The organism is Longimicrobium sp., from assembly GCF_035474595.1.
Lineage (GTDB): Bacteria > Gemmatimonadota > Gemmatimonadetes > Longimicrobiales > Longimicrobiaceae > Longimicrobium.
In genome coordinates this window covers 25,993-50,825 of the sequence record NZ_DATIND010000085.1, presented here as the reverse complement: position 1 = coordinate 50,825, position 24,833 = coordinate 25,993, and the positions used below count along the sequence as shown (strand labels likewise).

The window sequence follows — 24,833 nt, the reverse complement described above, 5'->3', positions numbered from 1 at the left end:
CTACCGCAGCGCGTCGGCCGCCCGGCGGCGGATGGCGGCACCGGGGTGCTCGCGGGAGATGCGGCGGAGCTGCTCGGCGCCGGCGCGGCCGCGCAGCGCGGCCAGCCCCTCGACCGCGGCGCGCTGCACCCGCGGCTCGGGGTCTCCGAAGGCGAAGCGGCCCAGCGCCTGCGCCGCCGCGGCGGGCGGCGCGTCGCGCGTGATGGCGTCCATCGCCGCAAGCCGCTCGGGCACGTCGCCGGTGGTGTAGCCGTAGCCCACCGCGTCGGCCGAGAAGACGGGGCGCCCGCCGGGCCCCGAGGTCCAGCTCACCGTCGCCCTGCCGGAGCCCTTTTCGCCCGCCACCGTCAGGGTGCAGCTCTCGCCCGTGCACTCCACCCGGTCGCCGCCCACCTGGGCGCTGACGTTCGTGCCGTGGCCGCCGGCGCGCACCAGCCGCACGTCGCCGTTCACCGTCCGCACGCGCACGTGGTGGCGGCCCGAACCCAGCGTGCCGCGGCCCCGCACGTAGCGGCGCGGCGTGCCCTCGCGCGAGCTCCACTCCCGCGGCTGGCTGAGCGCCAGCGGAAAGTCGCTGGTGACGTGCGTGGGCGCGTGCCGCTCGGTGTACGCCGACTCCAGGTCCACGCTCCCGCTGAACTCCGCGGGAAGCACCAGCGTCACCCGGCCGCTGCCGGAGGAGATGTCCACGTCGCCGCCGCGGCCGTCCAGGCGCACCTCCACGTCGCCGCTGCCGGTGCGGACCGTGGCGCCGCCCGCCACCGACTCCAGCGTCACGTCGCCGCCGCCGCTGTGCGCGGTGATGTCGCCCCGCGCGCGGCGCACGCGGATGTCGCCGCCGCCGGTCTCGATCAGCGCGCCGGGGCGGGCGTCGTCCACGTCCACGTCGCCGTCGCCGTTGCGAACGGGGCCGTGGGCCTCGGCCACGTGCACGTCCGGATCGCCGTCCATCTCGTCGCGCACGCGGCTTCCCCACTGGGCCAGCCCCTCTGCGGAGCCGCGCACCACGGCGCCGCCGTTCACGATGTCGAGGTTGCCGCGGTTCTCGTCCAGCAGCACGCCGCCGCCTCCCATCTCCAGCCTGCCGTTCAGCCGTGTGTGGCGGATGTAGGCGCCGCCGCCGGCCGCGTCCATCCGCACGGTGCCCGACACCTCGATCAGCGCCAGCCCGCCGCCGCGCGTGCTCCCGGTGAAGGTGCCCTGGACGGCGCGGATCTCCACCCCGCCGCCGTCGGCGCGCGCGTGCACGTCGAAGCGGCGCGGCACCTGGATCACCAGGTCCGGCGCGTCGCCGTCATGGCCGCGCGCGGCGGTCACGGACACGCGCACTCCGCCCGCCGCGCGCCCGGCGGTCGCGTCCAGTCTGCGCCCGGACTCGGAGCGGACGCGCACCAGGTCGCGCTCCCAGGCCTCCACGCGCGCCCCGACCCCCTCCGCCAGCTCCAGCGTCAGCCGCTCGCCCGCGCGCGCCTGGATCTCGCAGCCGAAGCGCTCGCCGTCCCGCAGCACGCACCCGGACTGCGCCGCCGCCGCGGCGGAACGTGCCGGGGCGCGGCGGGCGGCCGCCGGGGCCTCGCCGTCCCGCGCCGCCGCCTTCTCGCCCGACGCGGGGCGCGCGGCGGAGAGCGGCAGCACCAGCGCGAGCGCGGCCGCGGCGGCGCTCACGCCGGCCCGGCGGGTGAGCACGTGGCGGTTGCGCAGGTGGTCCAGCACCGCCAGCAGCCGCCCCTCCAGCTGCGACGGCCGCGCCATGCTCACTGCCACCGCGCCGGCCAGCGGCGGCGGGCAGAAGGCGCGCGCCACCTCCAGCAGGTGCTCGGCGTACTCGCGGGCGCGGGTGCCGGCGGCCAGCACGCGGTCGTCGCAGGCCAGCTCGCGCTCCACGCGCAGGCGCCGCGCGGCATACCACGCGCCGGGGTGGAACCAGTAGAGCGCGCAGGCGGCCGCGGCCAGCGTCTGCGTCAGGCAGTCGTGCCGCGCCACGTGCGCCAGCTCGTGCAGCAGCACCACGCGGCGACGGTCGTCCGGCCACTCGTCCGCGTCGCCGGGAAGGAGGATGGTGGGCCGGCGCGTGCCCCAGGTCATGGGCATGCTGGCGCCCGCCCCGCGCAGGAGCGTGACGGGTCGGCCCACGTCCATCATCCACGCCAGGTCGCGCAGGAGCTCCGTCCATTCCGGCGAAGTGACGGGCGCGGCCTCGCGCGCCAGCCGCCGCACGCTCCACCGCCCCGCCAGCAGCCGCGCCAGCACGGCCAGCACACCGAGCAGGTAGAGCGCGGGGAGCGCCGTCCTCCAGTCGACCCCGCCGCCGCCCACACCCTCGGTCACGGGCGTTTCGGGAGATGGAGATGCGGGGATCCCGACGTCCGCGATCGCCGCGCGCGGTGCCACCGCCGCCGCGGGCGACGGAGCCGGCGCCGGGATGCGGGGATCCGCGGCGGCCCAGCGCTCCGCCCGCAGCCGCACGAAGCCCAGGCTCCAGCCGGGAAGGGTGACGGAGAAGAGCGGGAGCGCCAGCAGCCCGCAGACGGCCAGCGTCCACACCAGGTGCCGCGCCGCCGCAGGCGCGCGGCGGCGGGAGAGCGCCAGCGTTGCCAGGGCCGCGGCCAGGAGCAGGAGCGTGGCCTTGGCCACCACGGCCAGCGGGAACGCGAGGTCGGAAAGCAGCGCGCTCATTGCTCGTCTCCGGGTTCGCGGGCGTGGTCCAGAAGGGTGCGCAGGCGGCGGTACTCGCCCTCGTCCAGCGGCTGGTCCAGCAGCGCGGCCACCGCGTTCTCGCGCGAGTCGTTGAAGAAGGTGCGCACCAGGTGCGCGAGCGCCGAGCGGCGCGCCTCGTCGCGGGCGGTGGTGGGAAGGTACACGTAGCGCGGGCCGTCCTGCTCGTGGCGCAGGTAGCCCTTGTCCTCCAGCAGGCGCAGCATGCCGCGCACGGCCGAGTAGCTGGGCGGGTCCGGCAGCTCGGCCAGCACCTCGGCCGCGGTGGCGCGCCCCAGGCGGTAGACCGCGTCCATGATCTGCCGCTCGCGCCGCCCCAGGTCCATCGATCCCGTAGGGGACATCACCCCTCCTGAGTGCTAATGGATTGACACTATGTCAATACACTAGCACCTATGACGGAGATGTCAAGGATGACGATCGCGGACCCGGGATGCGGTGCTTCTCCAGCGATCCTGATTCACACGGAGACACGAAGAGGCACGCAGAACTCCGCGCTGAGTTCTCCGTGCCTCCGCATCTCTGCGACTCCGTGTGACGCCTTCCGTTCAGGCGGCCTGCCGGAACTGCTCGCCGGTGGTCCCCTCGATGGCCTCGACCACGGTGCGGGCGAGGCGGTACTGCTCCTTGATGGGCTGCCAGTTCTCGCGGATGTAGCCCTTCAGGTTGCGCGTGGAGCCCGACATCCGGATCTCCATCTCCTCCTCGCAGCGCGCGCCCACCTCGCGGATGAACTCCAGCATGGCCTCGTGCTCCTGGCGCATGCGGTGCACCTTGATCATCTCGCTGCGGCTGGGGCGGGTGGCGTCCTTGCTGTAGCCCAGGTTGGCCAGCGCCCGGCCGATGGCGCTGCTCTCGCAGTTCTCCAGGTGGCTGGTGCGGTTCACCGGGTTCTTTCCCTCCACCTCGCGCGCCCAGCCGCTGGTGTACACGCCCGCGCGCGCCTCGTCCGGGGTGCGGTACACGCGCGCCTCGAACACCACCTCCGGTCCGTCCTCGCGCACCAGGCGCGTCTTGATGCAGCCGTGAGGAAAGTCGCGGTAGAACTCGCCGATCCGCTCCTGAACCGGCGCGTACGCCTCGAGGTCGAAGCTCATCGTCCTGCTCCTGCTTTTGCTGCCCGTGTGCTCCCGCGGGCCTCTCCGCGGTGACATCTATTACGGTTTATCTTCGGTTTCCTACCGGCAAATGTCAAGCCTGTGGACGCCGCCGTGCGAAACGTGCACGGCGAGGACGATGAGATCCGACTCGAAGGAGACGGATGCTGATCGCATCCGCATCATCCTCAACTGCGTCATCGGGGGAGAGGGTGGAGCGTGGACGGGCGTGCGTGCTCACCCGCCGGCATCTTTCGCCGTGGCGGCGATGGGGACCATGCCTCCGATTCATCCCTGTTCGATATGTCGGAAATTTCCGACATATCGATCGGCATCACGGCATCCCACCCATCATCCTCGCGACGAACGTCGATCGGGCGATCTGCGTGAGCGTCGCGATCTCGTCACCCGCTTCCACCTCACCCGCGTTCACGCACCGATGGTTCGTCCGCGAGGATCATCATCCGATGACGCAGTTGAGAGCGTGTCCGTCCGCGTTGAAGCGGCGGGGACGCGCGCGAGGCTCGCTAGGCGATGCCTTCCGGATCGACGCGGCCGAGGTCGTATCTGCGGCCGCGCCACCAGAGAGTGCCGGCGCGGCTGCGGCGCAGCGAGTTCACGAGGATGGCGAGCATCCACATCAGCCCGAGCGGGTGCAGCAGGATGCCGTTGGAGCTTTCGCGCAGGCGGATGGCGGTGGCCACGCGGATCAGGTGGTTGGCCGCGACGCCGATCAGCGAGGGAAAGACGAGCCCCTCGTAGCCGCGGATCCCCTGCACCAGGCCCACGTACGGCGCGAAGAGCACGGCGCCGTACAGCAGGAGCGAGAGAAGCACGCCCAGGTAGCCGGGGCCGCGGTGGAAGGCCATCCGCGACAGCCCGCGCCAGAGCTGGCTGCGGCTGTAGAACATCCGCCCGTGCGCCATCCGGCTCCCGTCGGCGTAGACGGCGCGGCCGCCGGTGGCCTTCACCCGGCTGCAGAGCTTCACGTCACTGGCCACCTCGGCGCCCACCGACTCCCATCCCCCCGCCCGCTCCAGCGCCGCCCTGCGCACGGCGATGAGCTGGCCGTTGGCCACGCGCACGTACGGCTGCGGAAGGAGCCAGACCAGCGGGAGCGGGAGCCAGGCCAGGTACGAGAGGGAGAGGAGCGGCATCACCATCTGCTCGGTGAGCGTGCCCGTGCCCTGCTCGGGAAGCGCGCTCACGAAGTCCGCCTTCTGCCGCTCGATGATCCACCCCAGCCGGTTCAGGCAGGTGGGCGTGGCCACGGTGTCGGCGTCCAGGAAGACCAGGACGTCGCCGGTGGCTTCCTCGGCCAGGCGGTGGCAGGCCCACGGCTTTCCCATCCATCCCGCGGGAAGCTCGCCACCCTTGATCACGCGGACGCAGGGCTCTGCCCGGGTCAGGCTCTCCAGCACCTCCGCCGTGCCGTCGGTCGACCCGTCGTCGTACACCAGCACCTCGTCGGGGCGCTGGCCACCGCCCAGGATGGCGGCCACGCAGGGGACGATCCGCCGCCCCTCGTTGCGCGCGGGGATGCACACCGACACGCGGCCGGCGATGCGCCCGCTCTCGCGCCCGCGCGGCCACACGCCCAGGTTGAACAGCACCATTCCCAGCGCCACCAGCGGCGGCACCGAGAGCAGCCAGAACCAGGGAAGCTCCTGCGGGGTGAGCGAGATCATCCGCGCCGGGCGAAGGGGGAAGGGTGCGGGTGGACGGACAGGGCGGCGGGGAAGAAGGATGCCGCCGCGCGCCGCCGTTGGAAAGTGCGCGCGCCCGGAGGTGACGCCGGCGCCACCCGGTCGTCATGTACCCGGCCTTCCATCATCCGGCGCGCGGCCAGGTTGCGGCGCGGGCGCGCTGCGATCTATGTGCCCCCATATACCGCGCTCTACGGGCCATCGGATCGATGGATCGTCTCCCGGGGTCCAGGGCCGTGATCCGCGCGTTGCACAAAGCTTGCGCGTTCGTCTCCATCCCGCAAAGTTCTTGGGTTTGGCAGATTTAGCACGGGTGCGGCACCCGTGCCGTGGACCCAGGATGCGGGCGGGGCGGACCGGGGCGGAGAACCACCTTTCCAGCGGCAGGACCGTCAGGATGAGCTACAGGATCAAGCGGGTCGCGCACCTCACCGGCATCAACCCCGCCACGCTCCGGGCGTGGGAGCGCCGCTACAACCTCATCGCGCCGGGGCGCACCGACTCGGGGTACCGGCTGTACAGCGACGAGGACGTGGCCATGCTCTCGCGCATCAAGCAGCTGACCGACGAGGGGCTGACCATCGGCGAGGCGATCGCGCGGGTGCGGCGGGCGTTCACGCCGCTGCCCGCCACCGCGCAGGCGCCCGAGCTGGGCGACGTGCGCCGGCAGCTGCGCGACACGCTGCTGCGCTTCGACCGGCAGGGCGCGCTGGGGGTGTACGACCGCCTGGGCCACCTTCCCCCCGAGAAGCGCGCCGAGGACGTGCTGCTGCCGGTGATGCGGGAGATCGGCGACCTGTGGCAGGAGGCGCGGGCGGTGGTGGCGCAGGAGCACTTCGCCAGCGGGTTCGTGCGCGAGAAGCTGGCGGAGATGATGGGCGAGCTGGACACCGGCGTGGCCCCCGGCCCCGAGAGCGTGTGCGCGGGCGCCCCCGGCGACCTGCACGAGCTGGGGCTGATGGCGTGCGCGGTGCGGCTGGCCGCGGCCGGGTGGCGGGTGCTGTACCTGGGCGCCGACGTGCCGATGGAGGACGTCCGGCGGGTGCTGGCGGACCGGCGCCCGGCGCTGCTCTGCACCTCGGTCGTGGTGCGGCAGGACCCCGCCTCGTTCGGCGCCTTCGCCGAGCGGCTGCGCGGCATGGCGCCGCACGACACCGCCGTGGTCGTCGGCGGCGCCGGCGTCCCCGCCGAAGCCGCGCCGGTCGACGGCGTGCGCTTCGCCTCGTGCATCGGCGAGATCTTCTCGGCGAACTGATTCGGCGGGCGCGGCGCGGTCCCGAGATATCGCGGGATCTCACGCGGAGACGCGGAGGAACGGCATCGTTCCTCCGCGTCTTTTTTGCATTCAAGGTAGATAGAGACAGTCAGCGCACACTGATTTCCGCCGCGACGCGGGGATGGCGAGGGAGGGAGTCCGCGAAGGCGGACTTCGGGCCGTTGTTGCCGCGAATTCATTCGCCAGGCGGCCGCCGGGATGCCCGCAAGCCGCACCCGCCTTCGCTCGCGAACCTCAGGCGCTCAGGCGATGGCGGGCTCACCGGGGTCGGCGATGCCGGCGAGCTCGGGGACGGGCTCGTGGCGCGGGAGCTCGGCGGGGCGCCAGTCGTGGAGCTTGCTCAGGTCGATGCCCAGCGCGTGGCCGTCGCGGCGCACGAACACGTCGGCGAAGCGGGCGCCCCACACGATCTCGGCGGGCTTGTACGAGGTGCGCGAGTGTACCTGCTGCGCGAAGGTCTCGTCGATGGCCTCGAGCACCACGAAGAACTCGGCGTCCAGGTCGCGCAGGTCCTGCTCGGACAGGCCCCAGAGCGGGCTGGTCTCGTCGATGGGGTGCACGATGGTCCAGCTGAGCGGGAAGAGCACCACCTTCTCGCGCTCCAGCGGCAGGTCGTGGAACCGCCGCTCGCCGTCGCGCCCCAGGCTGACCGAGACCTTGGCGTTCACCTCGATGAGCTGGTTGCTGCGCCCGTTCACGATGCGGAACATGAACGCGCCGTAGCCGCGGTACGGGGCGATCAGGGCGTTGCGGCTGAAGATGATGAACCCCACCGGCCGCGCGAACCGCGCGAACACCACTCCCGTGGCCAGCGCGAACGCCAGCAGCCCCACCAGCGACTCCATCGTCACCAGCAGGTTGGCCACCAGCCCGTTGGGCGCCACGTTGCCGTAGCCGATGGTGGCCAGCGTGTGGACGCTGAAGAAGAACGCGGTGAGGTAGCGCTCGCCCATCCCCAGCCCGTCGCTGCCGGTGAGCGCGCGGGGGCCGCAGAGGAAGTACAGAAGGCCGAAGATGGCGTTGCTGGCCACGTACACCGCGGCCACCATCCCCAGGAAGCGTGGCCAGGTTACGGTGAGCAGCGAGTGGTACACGCTGAGCGACTCGAACGGCTTCAGCCCGAAGCGCTCCACGTTGAAGCTGCCGTCGCGGTTCAGCAGCCGGCCGCCCTCGGTGGCCATCACGCTGCCGAACCCGAGGTCCTTGTAGTCTTCGCGCTTCAGTGCCGCCATCGGCGCCTCGCGGCTCGGTGTACCAGCGTCAAACGGTCGAACGGGATTCAGAGGATAACGTAACCGGTCGGGCAAGCGAAGGAAGATGGGGATGCGGGGGTGATGCGATGCTCCGGTGCGAGATCGGCCGGGCGCGCGCGGATCATATATCGGAAAATGCGAGTGAACTCGCGGCTACAACGGCACGCTGTCCGCCTTCGCGGACATCCCCCGCCATGCATCCGCGCGCGGATCGGGCGCCGCCGCGGCGATCCGCATCACCCGCGCGGGCGGCGAGGGTCCACGCCGAGGGACGGGCTGCGAACTCCGCGCAGGCGGAGTGTGTGCCGTTGTAGCCGCGAGTTCACTCGCATTTTGGGATCTCATCAGCCGCGGTGCGACACCATCTTCCGCCGTCGTTTCAAAACGACTGCCCGAGGGTGAGATACACCTGCGGCTTCGGGCGGAACGCCGCCGGCCCGAGGGTCCGCACCGCCGTCACCGGGGCCGCGACGCCGGCGCGGATGCGGAATGCGGCGTTGAAGCCGAACAGGAAGTCGCCGCCGAGCTCCGCGCCCACCGACACGAGCGGATCGGGCTTGTCGAGCACCGCGGCCACCGGCGCGCTGCACGCCTCCACGCACCACGCGCTCCCCGCGTCCACGAACGCCGTCCCCCACAGCCGGTTCAGGAAGACGGGGACGAGGCCGATCCCGCGCTCCACGCGGGCGACCGGGAAGCGCCACTCCAGCGTCGACGCGAACGCGCGGTCGCCGAACTGCGTTCCCGAGGGATAGCCGCGCACGAACAGGTCTGGCGTGGCGCCCAGCCCGGTGCCGGTGGAGAGCGGCGCCGCGATGGCATCGCCCGTCAGGCCGCCGACCGCGAAGTAGGGGGTGAACGAGCCGAAGTCCGCGCCGCCAACGCTTCGGAATGCCAGGACCTGCCGCGCGAATCCCCAGCTGGGGAACGAGCGGTACGCCTGGAATCGTCCGTCCGTTCGCGTATAGCCCAGCGAGCGCTCGGCCGTCGCCAGCGGTCTGGTGAAGCGCTGGCCCTGCAGCGACACGGAGGCCAGCACGCCGTCCTGCGCGCTGATGGAGTAGTCGTACGAGCGCGCGGTGGAGGTGCCCGCGGTGGCCTCGACGCCGACCTCCAGCGGCAGATCCAGCGAGTCCGCGGCGCCGGTGAGCGTCCAGGTGCGGTCCAGCTTCCGCGCGTTCCCGCCCACGCTCAGCCACGAGTACGAGCGGAAGCGCGGGCGGGCGAAGGTGGCCACCACGCTGGCCGACCGCTCGCGCTCCAGCAGGTCGTTCACGATCTCCTCTCCGCCGGGCCCGATGACGGTCGTCCGCGCCGCCACGCTCCAGTCCTGCGACGCGGAGACGCCGATCGACGGGTTCCCCAAGCCGCGGAAGATGTACGCCGCGCCGCCCTCGAATCTCCCATCGTCCACGAACACCTGCCCGAACACGCCCCACAGGTGCCGCTCGACGACGTCGCTCCCGCCCGTCGCCACGCCGACCGCGGTGCCGAAGTCGCCGCTGGTGTACAGGCTGGGCTGCCAGTACGCGGGGAGCACCGACCGCGCCGCCCAGTACCGGCGCGACGGCGCGTCGGTCGCGCGCGCGGGGTCGAGCTGCGGCCCCTGCGGACGCGCCTCCGCGCGCACCGGCGGCGCCGCGCGCCACGACGCCGGCGCGAAGGGGACGCGGGCGACGTGGTAGCCGTCCGCGCGGTAGTACTGGCAGGCGATCCACCGCCCGTCGGGCGACACGTCGGGCTGGAAGGCGCCGGTGAGCACGTTGGTCACCTGCATCAGCCGCCCGCCCTGCGTGTCGTACGCGTACAGGTTGGCGATCCCCGTGCGGTCCGACGAGAAGAGCACGTACCGCCCGTCGGGCGACCACGCGGGCGCCATGTCCACCGCGCGGTCGTCCGTCACCTGGGCGACGACGCGGCCGGTCTCGTCCAGGATCACCACGTCGTAGAAGCCGCCCTGCCGCCAGCGCGAGATGGCAATGCGGCGCCCGTCCGGCGACCAGCGCGGGAACGCCCACTGCACGTCCAGCGAGGGCGCCGCCAGGTCGCGCGGCGCGGCGTCGGCGCGGTCGAGGATCACCGGCACGGTGGTCCCCGGCGCGCTGCGGATGGCCACGATGCGCCCGTCGCGCGCCACGTCCGGCTCCAGCAGCCGCGCCCCGTGCGTCAGCCGCTCGCGCCCGCCCTCCGCGCCGATGCGGAAGAGGTCGGAGTAGTAGCGGTAGGGGTCGCGCAGGTCGATCATCGACGTCACCAGCGCCCGCCCGTCCGCCGTCCACGACGCCACGCCGGTGGTGGTGCGCGAGGCCAGCGTGCGCACGCGGCGCTCCGCATCCACCACCCGCTGTTCCGGCTGCTCGCGGCCGCTGGAAACGGAGTACGAGATCCACCGCCCGTCCGGCGACCAGCGCGGGAACTGCGTGTCGCGCCCCTCCTCCGTCAGCACCTCGGGCTCCGTGATCCCGGCAGCGCGCAGCGAGTCCGCCTCCGCGCGGTAGCGCGTCTCCAGCTCGCCGCGCCATTCGTCCCACGCGCGGGTGAAGGAGATGCCGTAGCCCGCGTGCGCCGCGCGGTCCTGCAGGAAGGGGATCACCTGCCCGCCGTAGCGCCGCACGTACTCGCGCGCCCCCGCCTCGCCGTGGCGACGCGAGAGCCAGTCCAGGAACATCGATCCGTAGAAGTACGGCGTGTTCCCCGCCGGCCAGCTCGCCGGGTCGCCCGAGGCGCGGTCGATGGAGAAGAAGCGGTCCTCCAGGATGGCCGTCCGCAGCGCCATCTCGTGCATGGTCCCGCGGATGCGCCCCGCGCGCGTGAGGCGCGATTCGAGGTAGACGGCCAGCCCCTCCTTGGTCCACCCGGGCGAGGTGGTGCTGGGAAAGGAGATCGGCGTGCGGCCGAAGACGAAGCGCGGCAGCCGCGGCAGCCCGCGCGTGTAGTCCAGGTGGAAGACGTGCGTCAGCTCGTGGGTGATGACGAGCTGCATCCAGTCGTCGTAGTAGGCCAGCGACGGGTCGTCCACGGGGGGATGGGCGAACACGACCACGCGGTTGCGCGGGAACGGCGTGGCGAAGCCGTTGGAGAAATCGACGTTGTCGGTGACCACCAGGTCGGTGCGGCCGCTGGGCGGGTGCACGAACACGCCCGCGATCTCGGCGTACGCCTCTTCGGCGCGGGTGCCGGCGCGGCGCGCGAGCGGCTCCAGCTCGGGCGTGTAGTGCACGCGGAAGTGCGGCGTGGTGATCACGCGCCAGTGCGCGTCCGCCGGGATCTGCGCCCGCGCCGCCGCCGGCGCCAGCACCAGCGCCGCCGCCACCACCAGCAGGGTGCGGATGCGCGCGCGCCACGCCGGCCGGCCGAGAGTTAGGATCATCGGGAGATGGGCCGATTCGGAAGATGAACAGCCGTGTGGGATAGCATCAGTGCGGATCCTCGATGTTCGAAAATGCGAGTGAACTCGCATTTTATAGCGCACCAACGACTTGGGACTTAGGACTTAGGACTTGGCACTTGGCACTTGGCACTTGGCACTCAGCACTCAGCACGTCCCTCCCTACCTCGCCCGCCCCCGGAAAAACCCCTCGAGCGCCCGGAAATGCGCCCGCGCGATGCGCTCCTGCACCACGGGGTCGCGGAGCGCGGCCTCCTGCTGCGGCACCATCAGGAACATCGTCTCGGTGAGCGACGAGGGGAACCACGTGGAACGCACCAGCGCCAGGTCCGCGCGCGCGATCCCCAGGTCGCGCAGCCCCAGCTCGCCCAGCAGCTCGTGCTGGAGGCCGCGCGCCAGCTCCATCGACTGCGGCGCGTTGTAGAACGCCGCCGTTCCCGCGTTGGCGAACGGGTTCACCCCGTCCGGGAACGCGTTGTTGTGCACCGAGACGAGCAGCTCCACGTTCGCCCGCTCCGCCAGCACCGGCCGCAGGTTCAGCGCGACGGCCGCGGTGTCCGGCCGCGTCTCCAGCACCCGCGCGCCCGCAGCCCGCAGCATCCGCACGAGCCGCCGGGCGATGGCGAGGTTCGCCTCCGCCTCGGTCAGCCGCGTGGGCCCGATCGCGCCGCCCGGCGGGTGCCCCGCGTCGATGGCGATGGATCTCCCCGCCAGCGGGTGCTCGCGGTCGATGCGCGGCGGGCGGCGGACGCGGACGACGAGGGTGCCCGACGCGTCGTAGAAGCTCCGCCATCCCCACACCGGCTCGGCCGTCTCCAGCCGCGCGGCGAACAGATCGCTCCGCGGCTGGTCCCACGACACGCGGCGGACGAAGGCATCCTCCGGCCCGTAGTGCGCCCAGTTGGTCCGCGTCGCCGCGCCGTAGATCTCCACCGCGACCGCGTTTCCGTCCGCCGTGACGCGGTAGGGGAGGCGGTCGGAGACGGTGAAGCGGAAATCCACCCAGTCGGCCGCGGGCGCGACGCGGACGGTGCCGACCGCTCCCTCGCGGACGGGCGATCCGGGCGGGAGAAGGCGCAGGCTCTTCGCGTCGATCCAGACGGACAGGTCCTGCGTCAGCCGCGCGCGGTAGAACCCCTCGCGCTCGCCGGTGATGGTGAAGACGGTGCCGTTGGGGAAGAACCAGTTGTACGGCGTGTTCGTTCCCGCCACCGCCTGGCCGATCACCGTGCTGTCCTCGCGGCTCCCGGCGGCGATTGCGACGCGCGTCATCCCGGGCTCCAGCACGCCGATCTCCAGCGGCAGCGGCGCGCGCAGCGTGTCCCGCCCGCGGACCAGCTCGATCGTGCCGCGGCGCGCCATCGGATCGACGGACCAGACGGTCGCATGCGCCGGACCCGCCGGCCCGGCGATCCATTGCCACGCGGGGAAGGTGACGGCGTACTCGGCCACTTCGCGCGGGCGCCGCGACACGTCCTGCTGGAAGCCCTCGGCGCGCTCCACGGACCGCGTCTCCAGCATCTCCCACGACGTGCCGTCGCTGAACAGCAGCCGCGCCCGCGCGCCCGGCGTGGCGCGGAAGCGCACCGTCACCGGCTCGCCCTCCACCATCGTCATCGCCCCCGTGGGCGTGATGCTGCCGGCCACGATGGCGAGCGGGCCGCCGGCCGCGGGCGGGTCCTGCCGCACGGGAACGCGGACGGTGCGGCGGAGCGAGGCCTGCTGCGTCTGCACCTGGCTGCCGCTGCGCGCTTCGGCTTCGGCGGTGATCTGGTAGACGCCGTTCGGGGGGACGGGGAGATAGGCGAGGAAAGCACCGTTGGCCGCGACCTCCACGGGCGCGCCGTTGATGGTCAGCCGCGCGCCGCCGGTCCCCACGTTCCCGAAGACGAAGTTGCTGTCGCTGACCGTGAGCGCCGCCCCCTCGTCCGGGTACACGACGTCGATCGCGAGCGGCCCCGTGCGCGCCGGAACCGGCGGCAGCGCCCCGCGCTGGCCCTCGCGCTGGAGGCTGTCGCCCGAACCGGAGACGCCGGATGGAGCGACCGAGGAAGCGGTGGCGCACGCCGCGATCAGCAGCGCGGCGAACGCGGTGGCGGCGGGGCGCGGAATGCGGAGCGGCATGCGGCGATTTTCGTCGGGTGCGGCGGACGTTTCCACCACAGTAGCGGGGGCAGTGGACCGGCGCGAGGGCGGATGCGGGGACAACCGCAACTTCGATCGCGCGGAAATGCTGTTGCAGTTACCTCTCCCAGGCTGTTTTGGGAGAGGTCGAAAAATGGAGGAGGGAAGACGGCAGTTTTGTCTTCCCTCCTCCATTTTTCGGGTGAGGGCCCCCAGCAGCGCCGGCTCCACACCTATTCCGCGAGTTGCGAGATGAGACCGCGCGCAGCTACGGCCGCGGTCCTCCGGCGATGTCCTCCGTCTCCCCTCGCCCGCCCACCGTCTCGTCGGCATCCACGTCGGCGATGGCGGCGCGGGGGTGGGCTCCGTTCCAGGGCGCGACGATGGGGAGGAGCAGGAGGCCGGGGACCGCCATCGCCAGCGTCAGCAGGAAGAACGAGGGCCAGCCGGTGCTCTCGGCCAGCTTCCCGGCCGGCGCGGCCAGGAAGTCGCGCCCGAAGCCGTAGAAGCTGCTGAGCAGCGCGTACTGCGTGGCCGAGAACCGCGGCGTGGACAGGCTCATCATGTAGGCCACCAGCGCCGCCGTTCCCGTCCCCTGGAAGAAGTTCTCCAGCACCACGGCGCTGAACATCAGCGGGCGGTTGCCGGGGTGGAGCGCCAGGAAGTAGTAGCTGGCGTTCACCAGCGACTGCAGCAGGCCGAAGATCCAGAGCGAGCGCACCAGCCCGATCCGCGCCTGCGCCGCGCCGCCCGCGACCACCCCCACGATGGTGGCCGCCAGCCCGATCACCCCCTGCACAGTGCCGATGTCCGTCTGCGTGAAGCCGTTCTTCAGCAGGAACGAGGTGCTCATGTTGTTGAGGGCGGCGTCGCCCAGCTTGTAGAGGACGATGAAGAGGAGGATGGGCACCGCGTACACGCCGGCGCGCCGCCAGAAGTCCACGAACGGGAAGACGATGGCCTGGCCCAGGCTGGGCTGCGCCACCACCCGCTTCGGCTCGGGCGCCAGCAGCGTACCGATGATCCCCAGCACCATCAGCGCCGCCATCATCACGTACACCCACTGCCACCCCACGTGGTCGGCCATGATGAACCCCAGCCCGCCGACCACGATCAGGGCGGCGCGGTAGCCCAGCACGCCCAGGGCCGCGCCGGCGCCGCGCTCCTCCTCGCGCAGCACGTCGATCTTGTACGCGTCGAAGGCGATGTCCTGCGTGGCGCTGAAGAAGGCGATGGCGATGGCGTTGACGGCCACCAGGTGCAGCGCGGTGCGCGGGTCGTGCGTCCCCATCCAGCCGATGGCCAGCAGCAACCCCACCTGTGTGGCGATCAGCCACCCGCGCCGCCGCCCCAGGAACGGGATGGGAAAGGCGTCGACCAGCGGCGACCAGAGGAACTTGAAGGTGTACGGCCAGGAGAGGAGCGAGACGTAGCCGATCGTCTTCAGATCGACGTTCTCGAGCGTCATCCAGGCCTGCAGGTCCTTGGTGGTGAGGTAGAGCGGCAGCCCCGACGCGAAGCCGAGGAGGAGGATGACCGCCATCTTCCGGCTCGCGAACACCTGGCCGATCCCCACCGCCCGCCGCTCCGCCACGCGCGCCTCCTCATCAGCTGGTCAGCCCGCGATCCGGTGATCGCCGGCACCCCTCCAAACACACCTCTACAGACCGAACGACACGAGCGCCACCATCATCGCCGGAGGGAAGCATCCTGCCCGCCTGGCTGGCCCCCTCCCCCGGGCCCCTCCGCCCGCTCCGCGGGGGAGGGGAGAACTAATCTCGGAACAAATGCCGGTGCTTCGCCGCGATGCTGGACAGCAGTCCCGCAGGGACTTTGTGCTGTTGTTGCCCGCGAATTCATTCGCCGGGACGAGGCTTGGCTGCTCACCAGAGCCAGTCTCGCACTCATGCCATCGTACTCAGCACTCAGCACTCAGCACTCAGCACTCAGCACTCAGCACTCAGCACTCAGCACTCAGCACTCAGCACTTCCCTATCGATCCACCCCCGTCGTCATCCCCGCCGCGCCGCCGCTCTCCCCCAGCAGCCATGCGGCCACCGCTTCCTGCATCACCCCCTCGCCGCCCCAGGCCGCGAGCAGGTTGCGCGCGGTGGGGATCTCGTGCGCCAGGCGCGGATGGCTGAACAGCAGCACCGTCGCGTCCGGCGCCACGTCCGTCACCTCGCGGACGCGGGACTGCGCGGACGCGCTGATGCCCGGGCGCCCCTTCCACGCGCGGATGTCGGAGTAGAGCGCCACCAGCGGCGTCCCCGCGTCCGAGAGCTCCACCCCCGCGCGGCGGAGCTCGGTGGGGAAGGCATCGCGCGGGTAGGGGGGATACGGCCCGCCCGCGTCGTCCTCGATCTCCACCAGCCGCACCGGACCCTGCGGCAGCGCGGGGCTGCCGCGGCAGACGCGGAGCGAGCGCACGCCCACCTCCAGCGCCCAGCGGCGGTCCGCCTCCGCGCCCACCTCGCCCGTCGCGTCGCCCCACACGCGCTCGGCGGCGGCGGCGATGCGGGCCAGCGCCGCCTCCAGCCGCGCCCGCGGGAGGCGCCCGTCCGCGACGGCGGCCTCGAGCGCGCGGATCACCGCATCGGCGTCCTGCGGGTAGAGCAGCACGTCGCAGCCGGCGGCCAGCGCGCGGACCGCGGCGGCGGCCTCGGTGGTGTCCTCGGTCAGCCCGTCCATGATCAGCGCGTCGGTGACGACCAGGCCATCGAAGCGGAGCTCGCGGCAGAGCAGGTCGCCCAGGATGCGCGGGCTGAGCGTGGCCGGGTAGTCCGCGTCGAGCGCGGGGTAGACCACGTGCGCCGTCATCACCGAATCCACCCCCGCGTCCACCGCGGCGCGGAACGGCTTCAGGTCGTCCTCCAGCACCTCGCGCGAGACGGCCACGGTGGGGCGCTCGATGTGCGAGTCGCCCTTCGTGCGGCCGTGCCCGGGAAAGTGCTTGGCGCACGACAGCGCCCCGCCGCGCCGGCAGCCGCGCACCCACGCGGCCACCTGCCGCGCGACCGCGTCGGGCTCGTGGCCGAACGCGCGCACGCCGATGATGGGGTTCTCCGGCTCCAGGTCCACGTCGGCCACGGGCGCGTAGATCCAGTTCACCCCCAGCGCCCGCGCCTCGCGCGCCGTCAGCTCGCCCGCGTGCTCGGCCACCGCCTCGTCGTCCAGCCAGCCGATGGCGGCGGCGGGCGGGAGCGGCGTGGCCCCGCGGAACTGCTGCCCCGCGCCGCGCTCCAGGTCGCTGGCGATCAGCAGCGGAAAGCGCGCGCGCCTCCGCAGCTCGGCCGTCAGCTCGCGCACCCCGTCCGCTTCGCCGCCGAAGAGGATGAAGCCGCCCACTCCCAGCGCCAGCCCGCGCTCGATGGTGTCGCGGAACCCCTCAAAGCCGTTCTCGTTGCTCCATCGCAGCGCGGGCAGCAGCAGCCGCGCAACCTCCAGCCGTTGATCCGTCATCTTCCTGATTACCGGTTTGGTCTCGACAACAACTGCAAAACTGCACGGCGGCGAGCCCCTTCGCGCACCCGCGGAGCCCGATCCAGCATCCGCGCGCCTTCGCGAGCTGATCGCAGCGATGACGTCGACGCGCCGCGATGCTCGCCCAGCTACCTCTCCCGGTACGGGAGAGGTGGACGGCCTGAACCGGCCGGAGAGGGCGCGATGCCGCGGGAACGAGCCGCCGCCTCTCCCCGCACCGGAGTTCCGCCCCCACCGCAAACCCCCGTCCATCTCCCCCAAACAAAACACCCCTCCCACCACGGGAGGGGCGCATCGCCCGGCTCGGCTTACTGCGCGCGGGGGTTCGGGCCGGGGAGCACGAAGGTGCTGATGTCGGCGCCGCGCAGCACGAACCCGTTGCTCGCCTCGCCCACCATCATCGTGCGCACCGGCGACGCGCCGCCGAAGCGCTCCGGCCGCACGACCGCGTGCAGCGTCCCCACCACCGTGGGCGCGTCGCCGCCGGCGAAGGGGGCGCGGAGGACGGCGTAGTCCAGCTCCGTGGTGGGACCGCGCGCGCGGCGCGAACCCGGCGTTTCGCGGAGGAAGACGAAGGCATCGGTGAACGGCCCCGGCCGCGGCGCGATTCCCGGGCCCACCGTGCGCGTGACGCCGCTGGCCACGTCGCGCACGTGCACCTGCCGGTCGGCCTCGTAGACCACGACGCGCCGCTGCGGATCGAAGAACGCGGGGACCACGTCGTTCACCACCTCCACCAGCGGCGCCAGCGGAACCAGCCCGCGACCGCCCGGCAGCTCCACCCAGAGCGCCCCCGTCTTCAGCCGGCTGCCGGCGTCCGCCGTGGCCGGGTGGAAGACGATGTGCGGCACCGAGTCGTCGCCCCAGGTGCGCAGGTCGCCGCGGGCGTCGGCGGCCAAGGGCGCGCCGCGCGCCTCGAACAGCGTCAGCAGCTGCCCGGCCACCACGCGCACCTGCTCGTTGTCCTCGCGCTGCAGCAGCCCGCGCACGAAGCCGGCGTCCTCCACGTCCATGGCCTGCAGCGCGGCCAGGCGCACGCGGCCGTGCGGGTCCAGCAGCGACGCCCGCAGCGCCTGCTTCACCAGCGGGCTGTCCGTCGCAAACCGCTGCAGCCCCTGCGCGGCCGCCGAGCGCACCGCGTCGCTGGGGCTGGAGATGAGCACGCCGCGCAGCAGGTTGGCCGCGTTGAAGCCGCGCCGGTCGGACAGGAGCAGCGCCGCGTTGGCGCGCACGTTGTCCTTCACCGACACGTCGGTGATCAGCGCGGTGAGCGCCGCGTCCAGCTCCGGCCCCATCACCTCCAGCCGCGCCCGCTCGCGGTAGAACGCCGGATCCGGCTCCTCCACGTCCAGGATGCGGCGCACGTCGTACACCAGCCGCAGGAAGCCGTACTGCGGCGGCGGCGTGCGGCGGAAGAGCGATGCGCACCCGGACGCCAGCACGAGCACCGCCACCAGCGCGAGGCGCGCGGGGCGGAGGAGCGTGCGGGCGAGGCGGGTGCGTGGCATGGGGATCGGGGTCAGGTGCGCGCCGCGCCGCGGCGTCCGGGGGTGAACGAGCCCAGCACGCGCGGTCCCGCCGCGCCCGTGGCCTGCGGGACGTTGGCGGGGATGCCGCGCAGGTGCGCCCACGCCAGCAGCGCGAAGGCGACGGCCTCCTTCGCGTCCGCGTCGATCCCCAGCGCGGCGCCGTCGCGCACCGGGAGGGGGTCCAGCAGCGCGCGGATGCGCCCCATCAGCGTGGGGTTGCGCGCGCCGCCGCCGGTCACCACCGCCTCGTCCACCCCGCGCGGCAGCAGCCAGCGGCGGTACGCATCGGCGATGGAGCGCGCGGTCAGCTCCGTCAGGGTAGCGACGAGGTCCAGCCAGTCGCGGTCACCCTCGGGGCGCACCGCCTCCACCAGGCGGGCCACGAACGGGCGGCCGAACTCCTCGCGGCCGGTGGACTTCGGGGGCTGGGCGGCAAAGTACGGGTGCCGCATCAGCTCCGCGAGGAGTTCGGCGTCGACCTCGCCGCGCGCGGCCAGCGTTCCGTCGCGGTCGAAGGTGGCGCGCCCGCCCGTGGCAAGCTCTACCGCCGCGTCGATCAGCGCGTTCCCCGGGCCGGTGTCGAAGGCGAACGCGGGCTCGGCGCTCCCCTTCGGCGGCACGCGCGTGACGTTGCCGATCCCGCCGATGTTCTGCAGCGCCCGCGTCTTCCCCTCGCCCGCGAACAGCACCTTGTCCACCCACGGCACCAGCGGCGCCCCCTGCCCCCCCGCCGCCACGTCGCGGGTGCGGAAGTCGGAGACGACGGCGATCCCCGTGCGCTCCGCGATTGTCGCCGCGTCGCCCAGCTGCAGCGTGGCGCCGCGCCGGTCGGCGGACGGGGGACGATGCCACACCGTCTGCCCGTGCGAGCCGATCGCGTCCACCGAGTCCGGCTCGACCCCCGCCTCCGCGCAGACGCGGGTCGCCGCCTCGGCCAGCCACTCGCCCAGGTCCGCGTGCAATCCGCAGAGCGCTTCGGCCGATCCGGAGACGATGGCGGCGTGGATGGCCTCGCGGCGGTCGTCGCCGTACTCCACCGTCAACGATCGAACGAGCCGGGCGCTGACGTCGTCCTCGCCCGATCCGCCGATCTCCACCAGCGCCGCGTCGATGCCGTCCAGCGAGGTGCCGGACATCAGCCCGATGATCAGCACGCGCCGGCCCCGCGCAGCGCCTCGCGGACCTCGGCCAGCGTGCGCCCGTCCAGCTCGGCCGAGGCCAGGATCACCTGGTACGCCGTGGCGGGGCCCAGGCCCGGCGCGTCGGCCCGCCACTCCCACACGCCGATGCCGCGCCGCTGCACCTCGGCGAAGTTGCGCTCGCGCAGGCGCTGGAAGCGCTCGAACAGCGCGGCGGGGTCGGGGGACGACAGCTCCACTCGCGGCTGGCCGGAGACGGGCGCGCGGTCGCGCATGGCGGCGAAGAGGATCGCGGTCCACAGCTCGTTGGCCACCAGCGCCCGCAGCAGGTCGCCCAGCCGCTCGCGCGCGGGGCCCTGCGCGTCGCCGTCGCCCAGCGCGGCGCGGAGGGCGCGGGGGGTGATCTCGTAGCGCACCAGTACGTCCTCCCACTCCATTTCGCTCGCCGGGCGGGCGGGGTGCGCATCGTAGAAGCTCATCGCCGCTCCTCCCCTCCCAGGATCTCGCCCAGCCGGCCGCCGGCACGCATCAGCATCTCGGTCGCCTTCTCGCGGTTCACCCTGCACCAGCGCATGACCATCGCCGTCTTCACGCTGCCGCCGGCCTCGTCCAGCAGCGCGGCGGCCGAGTGGCGGTCCAGGTCCAGCGTTTCCATCAGGATGCGCTCGCTGCGGTCCTGAAGTTTCTGGTTGGTGGCGCGCAGGTCAACCATCAGGTTGCCGAACACCTTCCCCATGCGGATCATGGCGCCGGTGCTGATCATGTTCAGCACCAGCTTGGTCGCCGTCCCCGCCTTCATGCGCGTGGAGCCGGTCACCACCTCGGGGCCCACCAGCGGGGCGATGACCACGTCGTACACCTGCAGCATCCACTCCTGGGGATGGGTGCAGAGGAGGAAGCCGGCCTTCGCGCCGCGCTGCTTGGCCCGCGTGAGCGCCCCGTGCACGTACGGCGTGGTCCCCGACGCGGCGATGCCGAAGACGAAGTCGTTCGCATCGACCTGCATCTCGTCGATCGCGCGGGCGCCGTCCTCGCGGCTGTCCTCGGCGCCCTCCACGGCGTTGGTCAGCGCCCGCGGCCCCCCGGCGATGATCCCCTGCACCATGCGCGGGTCGGTGCCGTACGTCGGCGGCATCTCCGACGCGTCGAGCACGCCGAGGCGCCCGCTGGTCCCCGCGCCCACGTAAATCAGGCGCCCGCCGGCGCGGAACGTCTCCTCGGCCATCTCCACCGCGCGCGCCACCTGCTCCAGCTGGCCGGCCACGGCGGGGGCGATGCGATGGTCCTCGTCGTTGATGACGCGGACGATCTCCAGGGCGGACAGCCGGTCGATGTCCGTGGTGGCGGGGTTGCGCTGCTCGGTGAGCCGTGGGTCGAGCGGGGGCCGTGACGACATCGGGCGCGGGATGCGGTGAAGTGCCGATGCGGGCGGAAACGTTCGCCCGCGGCACGCGCGCCAACGTGCGCGCTGCGCCGCGGGGATGCAAGAGCGCGTCCAGCCGGGAGGGGACAGCAGGAGGATGCGGCGCAGGATCGGATCCCGCGAGGGCGCCGCGCGGCGGAGCCCGCATCTCCCCCGGACCCCTCAGCGTGGCAGCGGAGATGCCTCTCCGCCGGCACGATGCCGGGGAGGGAGTCCGCGAAGGCGGACTTCGGGCCGTTGTTGCCGCGAATTCCATTCGCCCGGCATCCCCCGGGCGGAGATGGAGATGCCGCGCCCCGTTGCCCCCGCCCGCCCGCCGCCTCAATATCCCCGTGAACACCCGATCGACAGCGGCGGTGGAGATTGGTTGGCAGATGAACATCCACGTGATGCGCATCTCCCGGCCCGTTCGCCCCATCGCCCGCCGCGCACCCGTGCCCGCGAACATGCCGATGCTGCTCCGCCGCGCGCTTCTTCCGCTCCTCCCGCTGGTCCTGGCCACCGGCACCGCCACCCCCGCGGGCACCCGCGCCGCCGCCGACCCGCCGGAGGTGGTCTTCCCGCGACAGTGGGAGATGCAGCGCGGCTCCATCGCCCCCACCATCGCCGCGCGGGGGATGGTGGTGAGCACCGACCGCGTGGCCAGCGAGGTGGGCGCCGAGATCCTGCGCCGCAACGGCAACGCGGTCGACGCCGCCGTGGCCGTGCACTTCGCGCTGGCCGTCGTCAATCCCGAGGCCGGCAACATCGGCGGCGGCGGCTTCCTGGTGGTGCGGATGGCGGACGGGACCACGGCCGCGCTCGACTTCCGCGAGGCCGCGCCGCTGAAGGCCACGCGCGACATGTACCTGGACGCGCAGGGCAACGTCAGCGACTCGCTTTCGCTGCTGGGCCACCTGGCGTCGGGGGTCCCCGGCTCGGTGGCGGGGATGTGGGAGGCGCACCGGCGCTTCGGCAAGCTGCCGTGGGCCGATCTCGTCCAGCCCGCCATCAACCTGGCCGAGGGCATCGTCGTCCACGAGCGGCTGGCCGGGTCGCTGCGCCGCAACCAGCAGATCGTGAACCACTACGCCGAGACGCAGCGCATCTTCGCGCCCGGCGGGCGGCTGCTGCTGGTGGGCGACCGGCTGGTGCAGCACGACCTGGCCGAGACCTTCCGCCGCATCCAGCAGCAGGGCGCCGACGGCTTCTACCACGGCCGTACGGCCGAGCTCATCGAGCAGGAGATGCAGCGCGGCGGCGGCCTCATCACCCAGGAGGATCTGGCTAGATACAAGGCGGTGTGGCGCGACCCCATCCGCTTCACCTACCGCGGCAACACCGTCATCTCCATGCCCCCGCCCTCGTCCGGCGGCGCCACCATGGCGGAGATGCTGAAGATCCTGGAGGGGTACGACCTGCGCGCGGCGGGGTTCCTCTCCCCCCGCTACGTACACCTGTTCACCGAGGCCGCGCGCCGCGCCTACGCCGACCGCAACACCTACCTGGCCGACCCCGACTTCGTGCGCCAGCCCACCGCGCGGATGCTTTCCGACGCGTACGCCGCCCAGCGCCGCAGCACGATCCGACTGGACCGCGCGACGCCGTCGGCCGCCGTGGCGCCGGGCCTGGGCCCCGCGCCGGCGGAGGGGACGAACACCACGCACTACTCGATCGTCGACGGGCTGGGGAACGCGGTGGCGGTGACGACCACGCTGAACTCGCTGTACGGCAGCGGGGTGACGGTGACCGGCGCGGGGTTCCTGCTGAACAACGAGATGGACGACTTCACCAGCAAGCCCGGCGTGCCCAACCAGTTCGGGCTGGTGCAGGGGAGCGCGAACGCCATCGCCCCCGGCAAGCGCATGCTCTCGGCGATGTCGCCCACCATCATCCTGGACCCGCGCGGGCGCCTGCGCGCGGTCACGGGCACGCCCGGCGGCTCCACCATCATCACCTCCATCGCGCAGATGGTGAGCAACATCGTGGACTTCGACATGGACGTGGCCACCGCCGAGCTCGCGCCGCGCCTGCACCACCAGCACCTCCCCGACACGCTGCGCTACGAGAAGCACGGCCTGGAGGACAGCACCGTCGCGCGGCTGCGGGCGATGGGCCACGCGGTCGCCGAGCGCGACGGCTTCCAGGGCGACGTGCAGACCATCATCGTCCTCCCCACCGGCTACGTGACCGGCGTAAGCGACCCCCGCCGCGGCGGCGCGGCCGTGGGCCTGGCCGAGGTGCGGCGGGTGGTGCAGTAGCCCGCGGGCGGTTGGCGCTCATCCGCGACATGATTAGCTTCGAACGGAGATGATTTCACACCTCGACCGGCTGGCAGCCATGCCTGAAACACCCGTCGTACACAGTCACCCGGAGATCATGAGCGGCACGCCTGTGTTCGTCGGCACGCGCGTCCCCGTCCGCACGCTGCTCGACTACATCGAGACGGGCGACACGATCGAGAGCTTTCTGGAGGATTTCCCCGGCGTTAGCCGCGAGCAGTCGGTTGAGTTCCTCAGGATCAGACCTTCTACCCGAGCAGGTTGATGGAGAGCATTTGCTGGGATGAAGATGGCGCATGGCTGGGATTCTGGCGGGACTACCCCGCGCATTGGACGCAGGACGAGAGCGTCGCCGACCTGAAGACGCACCTCGACGATCTGCTTGTCGATATCCGCAGCGGCGAGGTCCCGGGTCTTCCCTGATCCAATCTCGCCGCGAAAGCAAAGCGCCCCCACCGGCTGAGCCGGCGGGGGCGCTTGCTTTCATACCGTCGCCGCGGCGCGCGTCAGTCGGCGCGGCGGCGCACCGTCACGGGGCCGTCGAGGCGGATGGTGGCGGTCGCACCCGGATCCACGACGGTATCGACATCCGCCGTCGCGCCCGCGGCGGCGGCGCCCGCGGCGGCACCGATGACGGCGCCGACCACAGCGCCCCGGCGGTTGCGGCCGATGACGCGGCCCAGCACCGCGCCCGCGGCGGCCGGCGCGGCCACCTTGGCGATGCGCTCGCCGCGGCTGTCCATGTTCACCTGCCGCTGCACCGGGTTGGTCAGCACGGTGGCGTCGATCGGGTAGCGCTCGCCGCCGGAGGAGATGGAGGTGAAGGCCAGCCCCAGCCGCCCGCGCTCGGCGCTGGTGATCCGCCCCGTCACGGTCGCCCCGGCGGGGATCACCGTGCGCCCCATCTCGTCCACCAGCGCCTCGGTCAGCGTGGCCGTGAAGGTGGAGCCCACGCCGTCGCTCTTCGCGCTCACCTGCCGGTCGAAGCTCACCGCGAAGGTCTGCCCCGCGGCCACCGTGCGCGTGACGTACTGCGGGCCGGCGGGCGCGGGCGCCTGCGCCACGGGCGCCGGCTCGGGCTCGCGCTCCCGCTCGCGCGGCGGGGTGGCCGGTCGCGGCTTCGCCTTCGCGGCGGGCGGGGGCGGCTGGCGCTCCGGCTCGGGCGCGGGGGGCGGCGGCGGGGTGAAGGCCGGCACCTCGGCGGGGGACGAGTCGGCGGTCACGGGAACGTCGCTGCCGGCCACGGGCGTGGCCTGGCTGTCCGGCTTCAGCGCCAGGTTCAGGTCGCGCTCCAGCGCGCGCTGCTCGATCGTCTGCCGGCTGGCGGCGGTGTCCTCTCCGCGGCGGTCGCAGGCGACCAGAAAGGAGGACGCCGGCAGCGCGATCAGCGCCGCGGCGGCGAGGGTGCGGGTCTTCATCGGGGGGCTCCTGAGTGGCGT

18 protein-coding genes are annotated in these 24,833 nt (G+C 72.8%); 4 read left to right on the top strand and 14 right to left on the bottom strand.

All coding sequences use genetic code 11. The features are described 5' to 3' along the window. From VLK66_RS15585 to VLK66_RS15570, 4 genes are all read right to left on the bottom strand, one after another. Positions 1-2,676, bottom strand: coding sequence for a M56 family metallopeptidase (locus tag VLK66_RS15585; RefSeq protein ID WP_325310369.1), 2,676 nt, complete (start codon positions 2,674-2,676; stop codon positions 1-3). Beyond that, on the bottom strand, positions 2,673-3,059 hold the full coding sequence (locus tag VLK66_RS15580) for a BlaI/MecI/CopY family transcriptional regulator (protein WP_325310368.1): 387 nt from the start codon (positions 3,057-3,059) through the stop codon (positions 2,673-2,675). The genes VLK66_RS15585 and VLK66_RS15580 overlap by 4 nt, the downstream gene beginning before the upstream one ends. 204 nt (positions 3,060-3,263) lie before the next feature. Beyond that, positions 3,264-3,812, bottom strand: a complete 549-nt coding sequence (locus VLK66_RS15575) for a hypothetical protein (RefSeq protein ID WP_325310367.1) — start codon at positions 3,810-3,812, stop codon at positions 3,264-3,266. A 527-nt stretch (positions 3,813-4,339) separates the two neighbouring features. Continuing rightward, the gene (locus VLK66_RS15570; protein ID WP_325310366.1) at positions 4,340-5,500 is read right to left on the bottom strand and encodes a glycosyltransferase family 2 protein; all 1,161 of its coding nucleotides are present in this window, start codon (positions 5,498-5,500) and stop codon (positions 4,340-4,342) included. A 415-nt stretch (positions 5,501-5,915) separates the two neighbouring features. Between VLK66_RS15570 and VLK66_RS15565 the strand changes: the two genes are divergently transcribed. Next, positions 5,916-6,773 (top strand): MerR family transcriptional regulator, encoded by an 858-nt coding sequence (locus VLK66_RS15565; protein ID WP_325310365.1) that lies wholly within the window; start codon positions 5,916-5,918, stop codon positions 6,771-6,773. Between the two features lie 263 nt (positions 6,774-7,036). On the opposite strand, the gene VLK66_RS15560 is transcribed toward VLK66_RS15565, so the two are convergent. The 9 genes from VLK66_RS15560 to murQ form a co-directional block, all read right to left on the bottom strand. After that, positions 7,037-8,026 (bottom strand): ion channel, encoded by a 990-nt coding sequence (locus VLK66_RS15560; protein WP_325310364.1) that lies wholly within the window; start codon positions 8,024-8,026, stop codon positions 7,037-7,039. Positions 8,027-8,426: 400 nt separating this feature from the next. Next, positions 8,427-11,417, bottom strand: a complete 2,991-nt coding sequence (locus tag VLK66_RS15555; protein WP_325310363.1) for a hypothetical protein — start codon at positions 11,415-11,417, stop codon at positions 8,427-8,429. A gap of 180 nt (positions 11,418-11,597) precedes the next feature. Then, the gene (locus tag VLK66_RS15550; protein ID WP_325310362.1) at positions 11,598-13,559 is read right to left on the bottom strand and encodes an N-acetylmuramoyl-L-alanine amidase; all 1,962 of its coding nucleotides are present in this window, start codon (positions 13,557-13,559) and stop codon (positions 11,598-11,600) included. Positions 13,560-13,827: 268 nt separating this feature from the next. Further along, positions 13,828-15,153, bottom strand: a complete 1,326-nt coding sequence (locus tag VLK66_RS15545; protein WP_325310361.1) for an AmpG family muropeptide MFS transporter — start codon at positions 15,151-15,153, stop codon at positions 13,828-13,830. A 398-nt stretch (positions 15,154-15,551) separates the two neighbouring features. Further along, positions 15,552-17,021, bottom strand: coding sequence for a glycoside hydrolase family 3 N-terminal domain-containing protein (locus VLK66_RS15540; RefSeq protein ID WP_325310360.1), 1,470 nt, complete (start codon positions 17,019-17,021; stop codon positions 15,552-15,554). A gap of 329 nt (positions 17,022-17,350) precedes the next feature. Further along, on the bottom strand, positions 17,351-18,550 hold the full coding sequence (locus VLK66_RS15535) for a HEAT repeat domain-containing protein (protein ID WP_325310359.1): 1,200 nt from the start codon (positions 18,548-18,550) through the stop codon (positions 17,351-17,353). 11 nt (positions 18,551-18,561) lie between these two features. Beyond that, positions 18,562-19,725 carry an anhydro-N-acetylmuramic acid kinase gene (locus VLK66_RS15530; protein ID WP_325310358.1) on the bottom strand — a complete coding sequence of 388 codons (1,164 nt, stop codon included), beginning with the start codon at positions 19,723-19,725 and terminating at the stop codon, positions 18,562-18,564. Further along, positions 19,719-20,189, bottom strand: coding sequence for a hypothetical protein (locus tag VLK66_RS15525; RefSeq protein ID WP_325310357.1), 471 nt, complete (start codon positions 20,187-20,189; stop codon positions 19,719-19,721). The genes VLK66_RS15530 and VLK66_RS15525 overlap by 7 nt, the downstream gene beginning before the upstream one ends. Beyond that, positions 20,186-21,106 (bottom strand): N-acetylmuramic acid 6-phosphate etherase, encoded by a 921-nt coding sequence (gene murQ, locus VLK66_RS15520; RefSeq protein ID WP_325310356.1) that lies wholly within the window; start codon positions 21,104-21,106, stop codon positions 20,186-20,188. The genes VLK66_RS15525 and murQ overlap by 4 nt, the downstream gene beginning before the upstream one ends. 401 nt (positions 21,107-21,507) lie before the next feature. Here murQ and ggt point away from each other — a divergent pair, with 401 nt between their 5' ends. From ggt to VLK66_RS15505, 3 genes are read left to right on the top strand one after another with little or no spacing between them, the layout of a single operon-like run. Next, positions 21,508-23,373 (top strand): gamma-glutamyltransferase, encoded by a 1,866-nt coding sequence (ggt, locus tag VLK66_RS15515; protein ID WP_325310355.1) that lies wholly within the window; start codon positions 21,508-21,510, stop codon positions 23,371-23,373. A gap of 49 nt (positions 23,374-23,422) precedes the next feature. Beyond that, positions 23,423-23,659 carry a DUF433 domain-containing protein gene (locus VLK66_RS15510; protein WP_325310354.1) on the top strand — a complete coding sequence of 79 codons (237 nt, stop codon included), beginning with the start codon at positions 23,423-23,425 and terminating at the stop codon, positions 23,657-23,659. After that, on the top strand, positions 23,659-23,817 hold the full coding sequence (locus VLK66_RS15505; RefSeq protein WP_325310353.1) for a hypothetical protein: 159 nt from the start codon (positions 23,659-23,661) through the stop codon (positions 23,815-23,817). The genes VLK66_RS15510 and VLK66_RS15505 overlap by 1 nt, the downstream gene beginning before the upstream one ends. Positions 23,818-23,900: 83 nt before the next feature. Here the strand turns inward: VLK66_RS15505 and VLK66_RS15500 are convergent, their stop codons facing one another. Continuing rightward, on the bottom strand, positions 23,901-24,812 hold the full coding sequence (locus VLK66_RS15500) for a hypothetical protein (protein ID WP_325310352.1): 912 nt from the start codon (positions 24,810-24,812) through the stop codon (positions 23,901-23,903). Positions 24,813-24,833: the final 21 nt, after the last annotated feature.

What these genes read in the sequence shown, in the direction of transcription:
- VLK66_RS15585 (WP_325310369.1), bottom strand. Translation starts at nt 2,676, where the DNA reads ATGAGCGCGCTGCTTTCCGACCTCGCGTTCCCGCTGGCCGTGGTGGCC.
- VLK66_RS15580 (WP_325310368.1), bottom strand. Translation starts at nt 3,059, where the DNA reads ATGTCCCCTACGGGATCGATGGACCTGGGGCGGCGCGAGCGGCAGATC.
- VLK66_RS15575 (WP_325310367.1), bottom strand. Translation starts at nt 3,812, where the DNA reads ATGAGCTTCGACCTCGAGGCGTACGCGCCGGTTCAGGAGCGGATCGGC.
- VLK66_RS15570 (WP_325310366.1), bottom strand. Translation starts at nt 5,500, where the DNA reads ATGATCTCGCTCACCCCGCAGGAGCTTCCCTGGTTCTGGCTGCTCTCG.
- VLK66_RS15565 (WP_325310365.1), top strand. Translation starts at nt 5,916, where the DNA reads ATGAGCTACAGGATCAAGCGGGTCGCGCACCTCACCGGCATCAACCCC.
- VLK66_RS15560 (WP_325310364.1), bottom strand. Translation starts at nt 8,026, where the DNA reads ATGGCGGCACTGAAGCGCGAAGACTACAAGGACCTCGGGTTCGGCAGC.
- VLK66_RS15555 (WP_325310363.1), bottom strand. Translation starts at nt 11,417, where the DNA reads ATGATCCTAACTCTCGGCCGGCCGGCGTGGCGCGCGCGCATCCGCACC.
- VLK66_RS15550 (WP_325310362.1), bottom strand. Translation starts at nt 13,559, where the DNA reads ATGCCGCTCCGCATTCCGCGCCCCGCCGCCACCGCGTTCGCCGCGCTG.
- VLK66_RS15540 (WP_325310360.1), bottom strand. Translation starts at nt 17,021, where the DNA reads ATGACGGATCAACGGCTGGAGGTTGCGCGGCTGCTGCTGCCCGCGCTG.
- VLK66_RS15535 (WP_325310359.1), bottom strand. Translation starts at nt 18,550, where the DNA reads ATGCCACGCACCCGCCTCGCCCGCACGCTCCTCCGCCCCGCGCGCCTC.
- VLK66_RS15525 (WP_325310357.1), bottom strand. Translation starts at nt 20,189, where the DNA reads ATGAGCTTCTACGATGCGCACCCCGCCCGCCCGGCGAGCGAAATGGAG.
- murQ (WP_325310356.1), bottom strand. Translation starts at nt 21,106, where the DNA reads ATGTCGTCACGGCCCCCGCTCGACCCACGGCTCACCGAGCAGCGCAAC.
- ggt (WP_325310355.1), top strand. Translation starts at nt 21,508, where the DNA reads ATGAACATCCACGTGATGCGCATCTCCCGGCCCGTTCGCCCCATCGCC.
- VLK66_RS15510 (WP_325310354.1), top strand. Translation starts at nt 23,423, where the DNA reads ATGATTTCACACCTCGACCGGCTGGCAGCCATGCCTGAAACACCCGTC.
- VLK66_RS15505 (WP_325310353.1), top strand. Translation starts at nt 23,659, where the DNA reads ATGGAGAGCATTTGCTGGGATGAAGATGGCGCATGGCTGGGATTCTGG.
- VLK66_RS15500 (WP_325310352.1), bottom strand. Translation starts at nt 24,812, where the DNA reads ATGAAGACCCGCACCCTCGCCGCCGCGGCGCTGATCGCGCTGCCGGCG.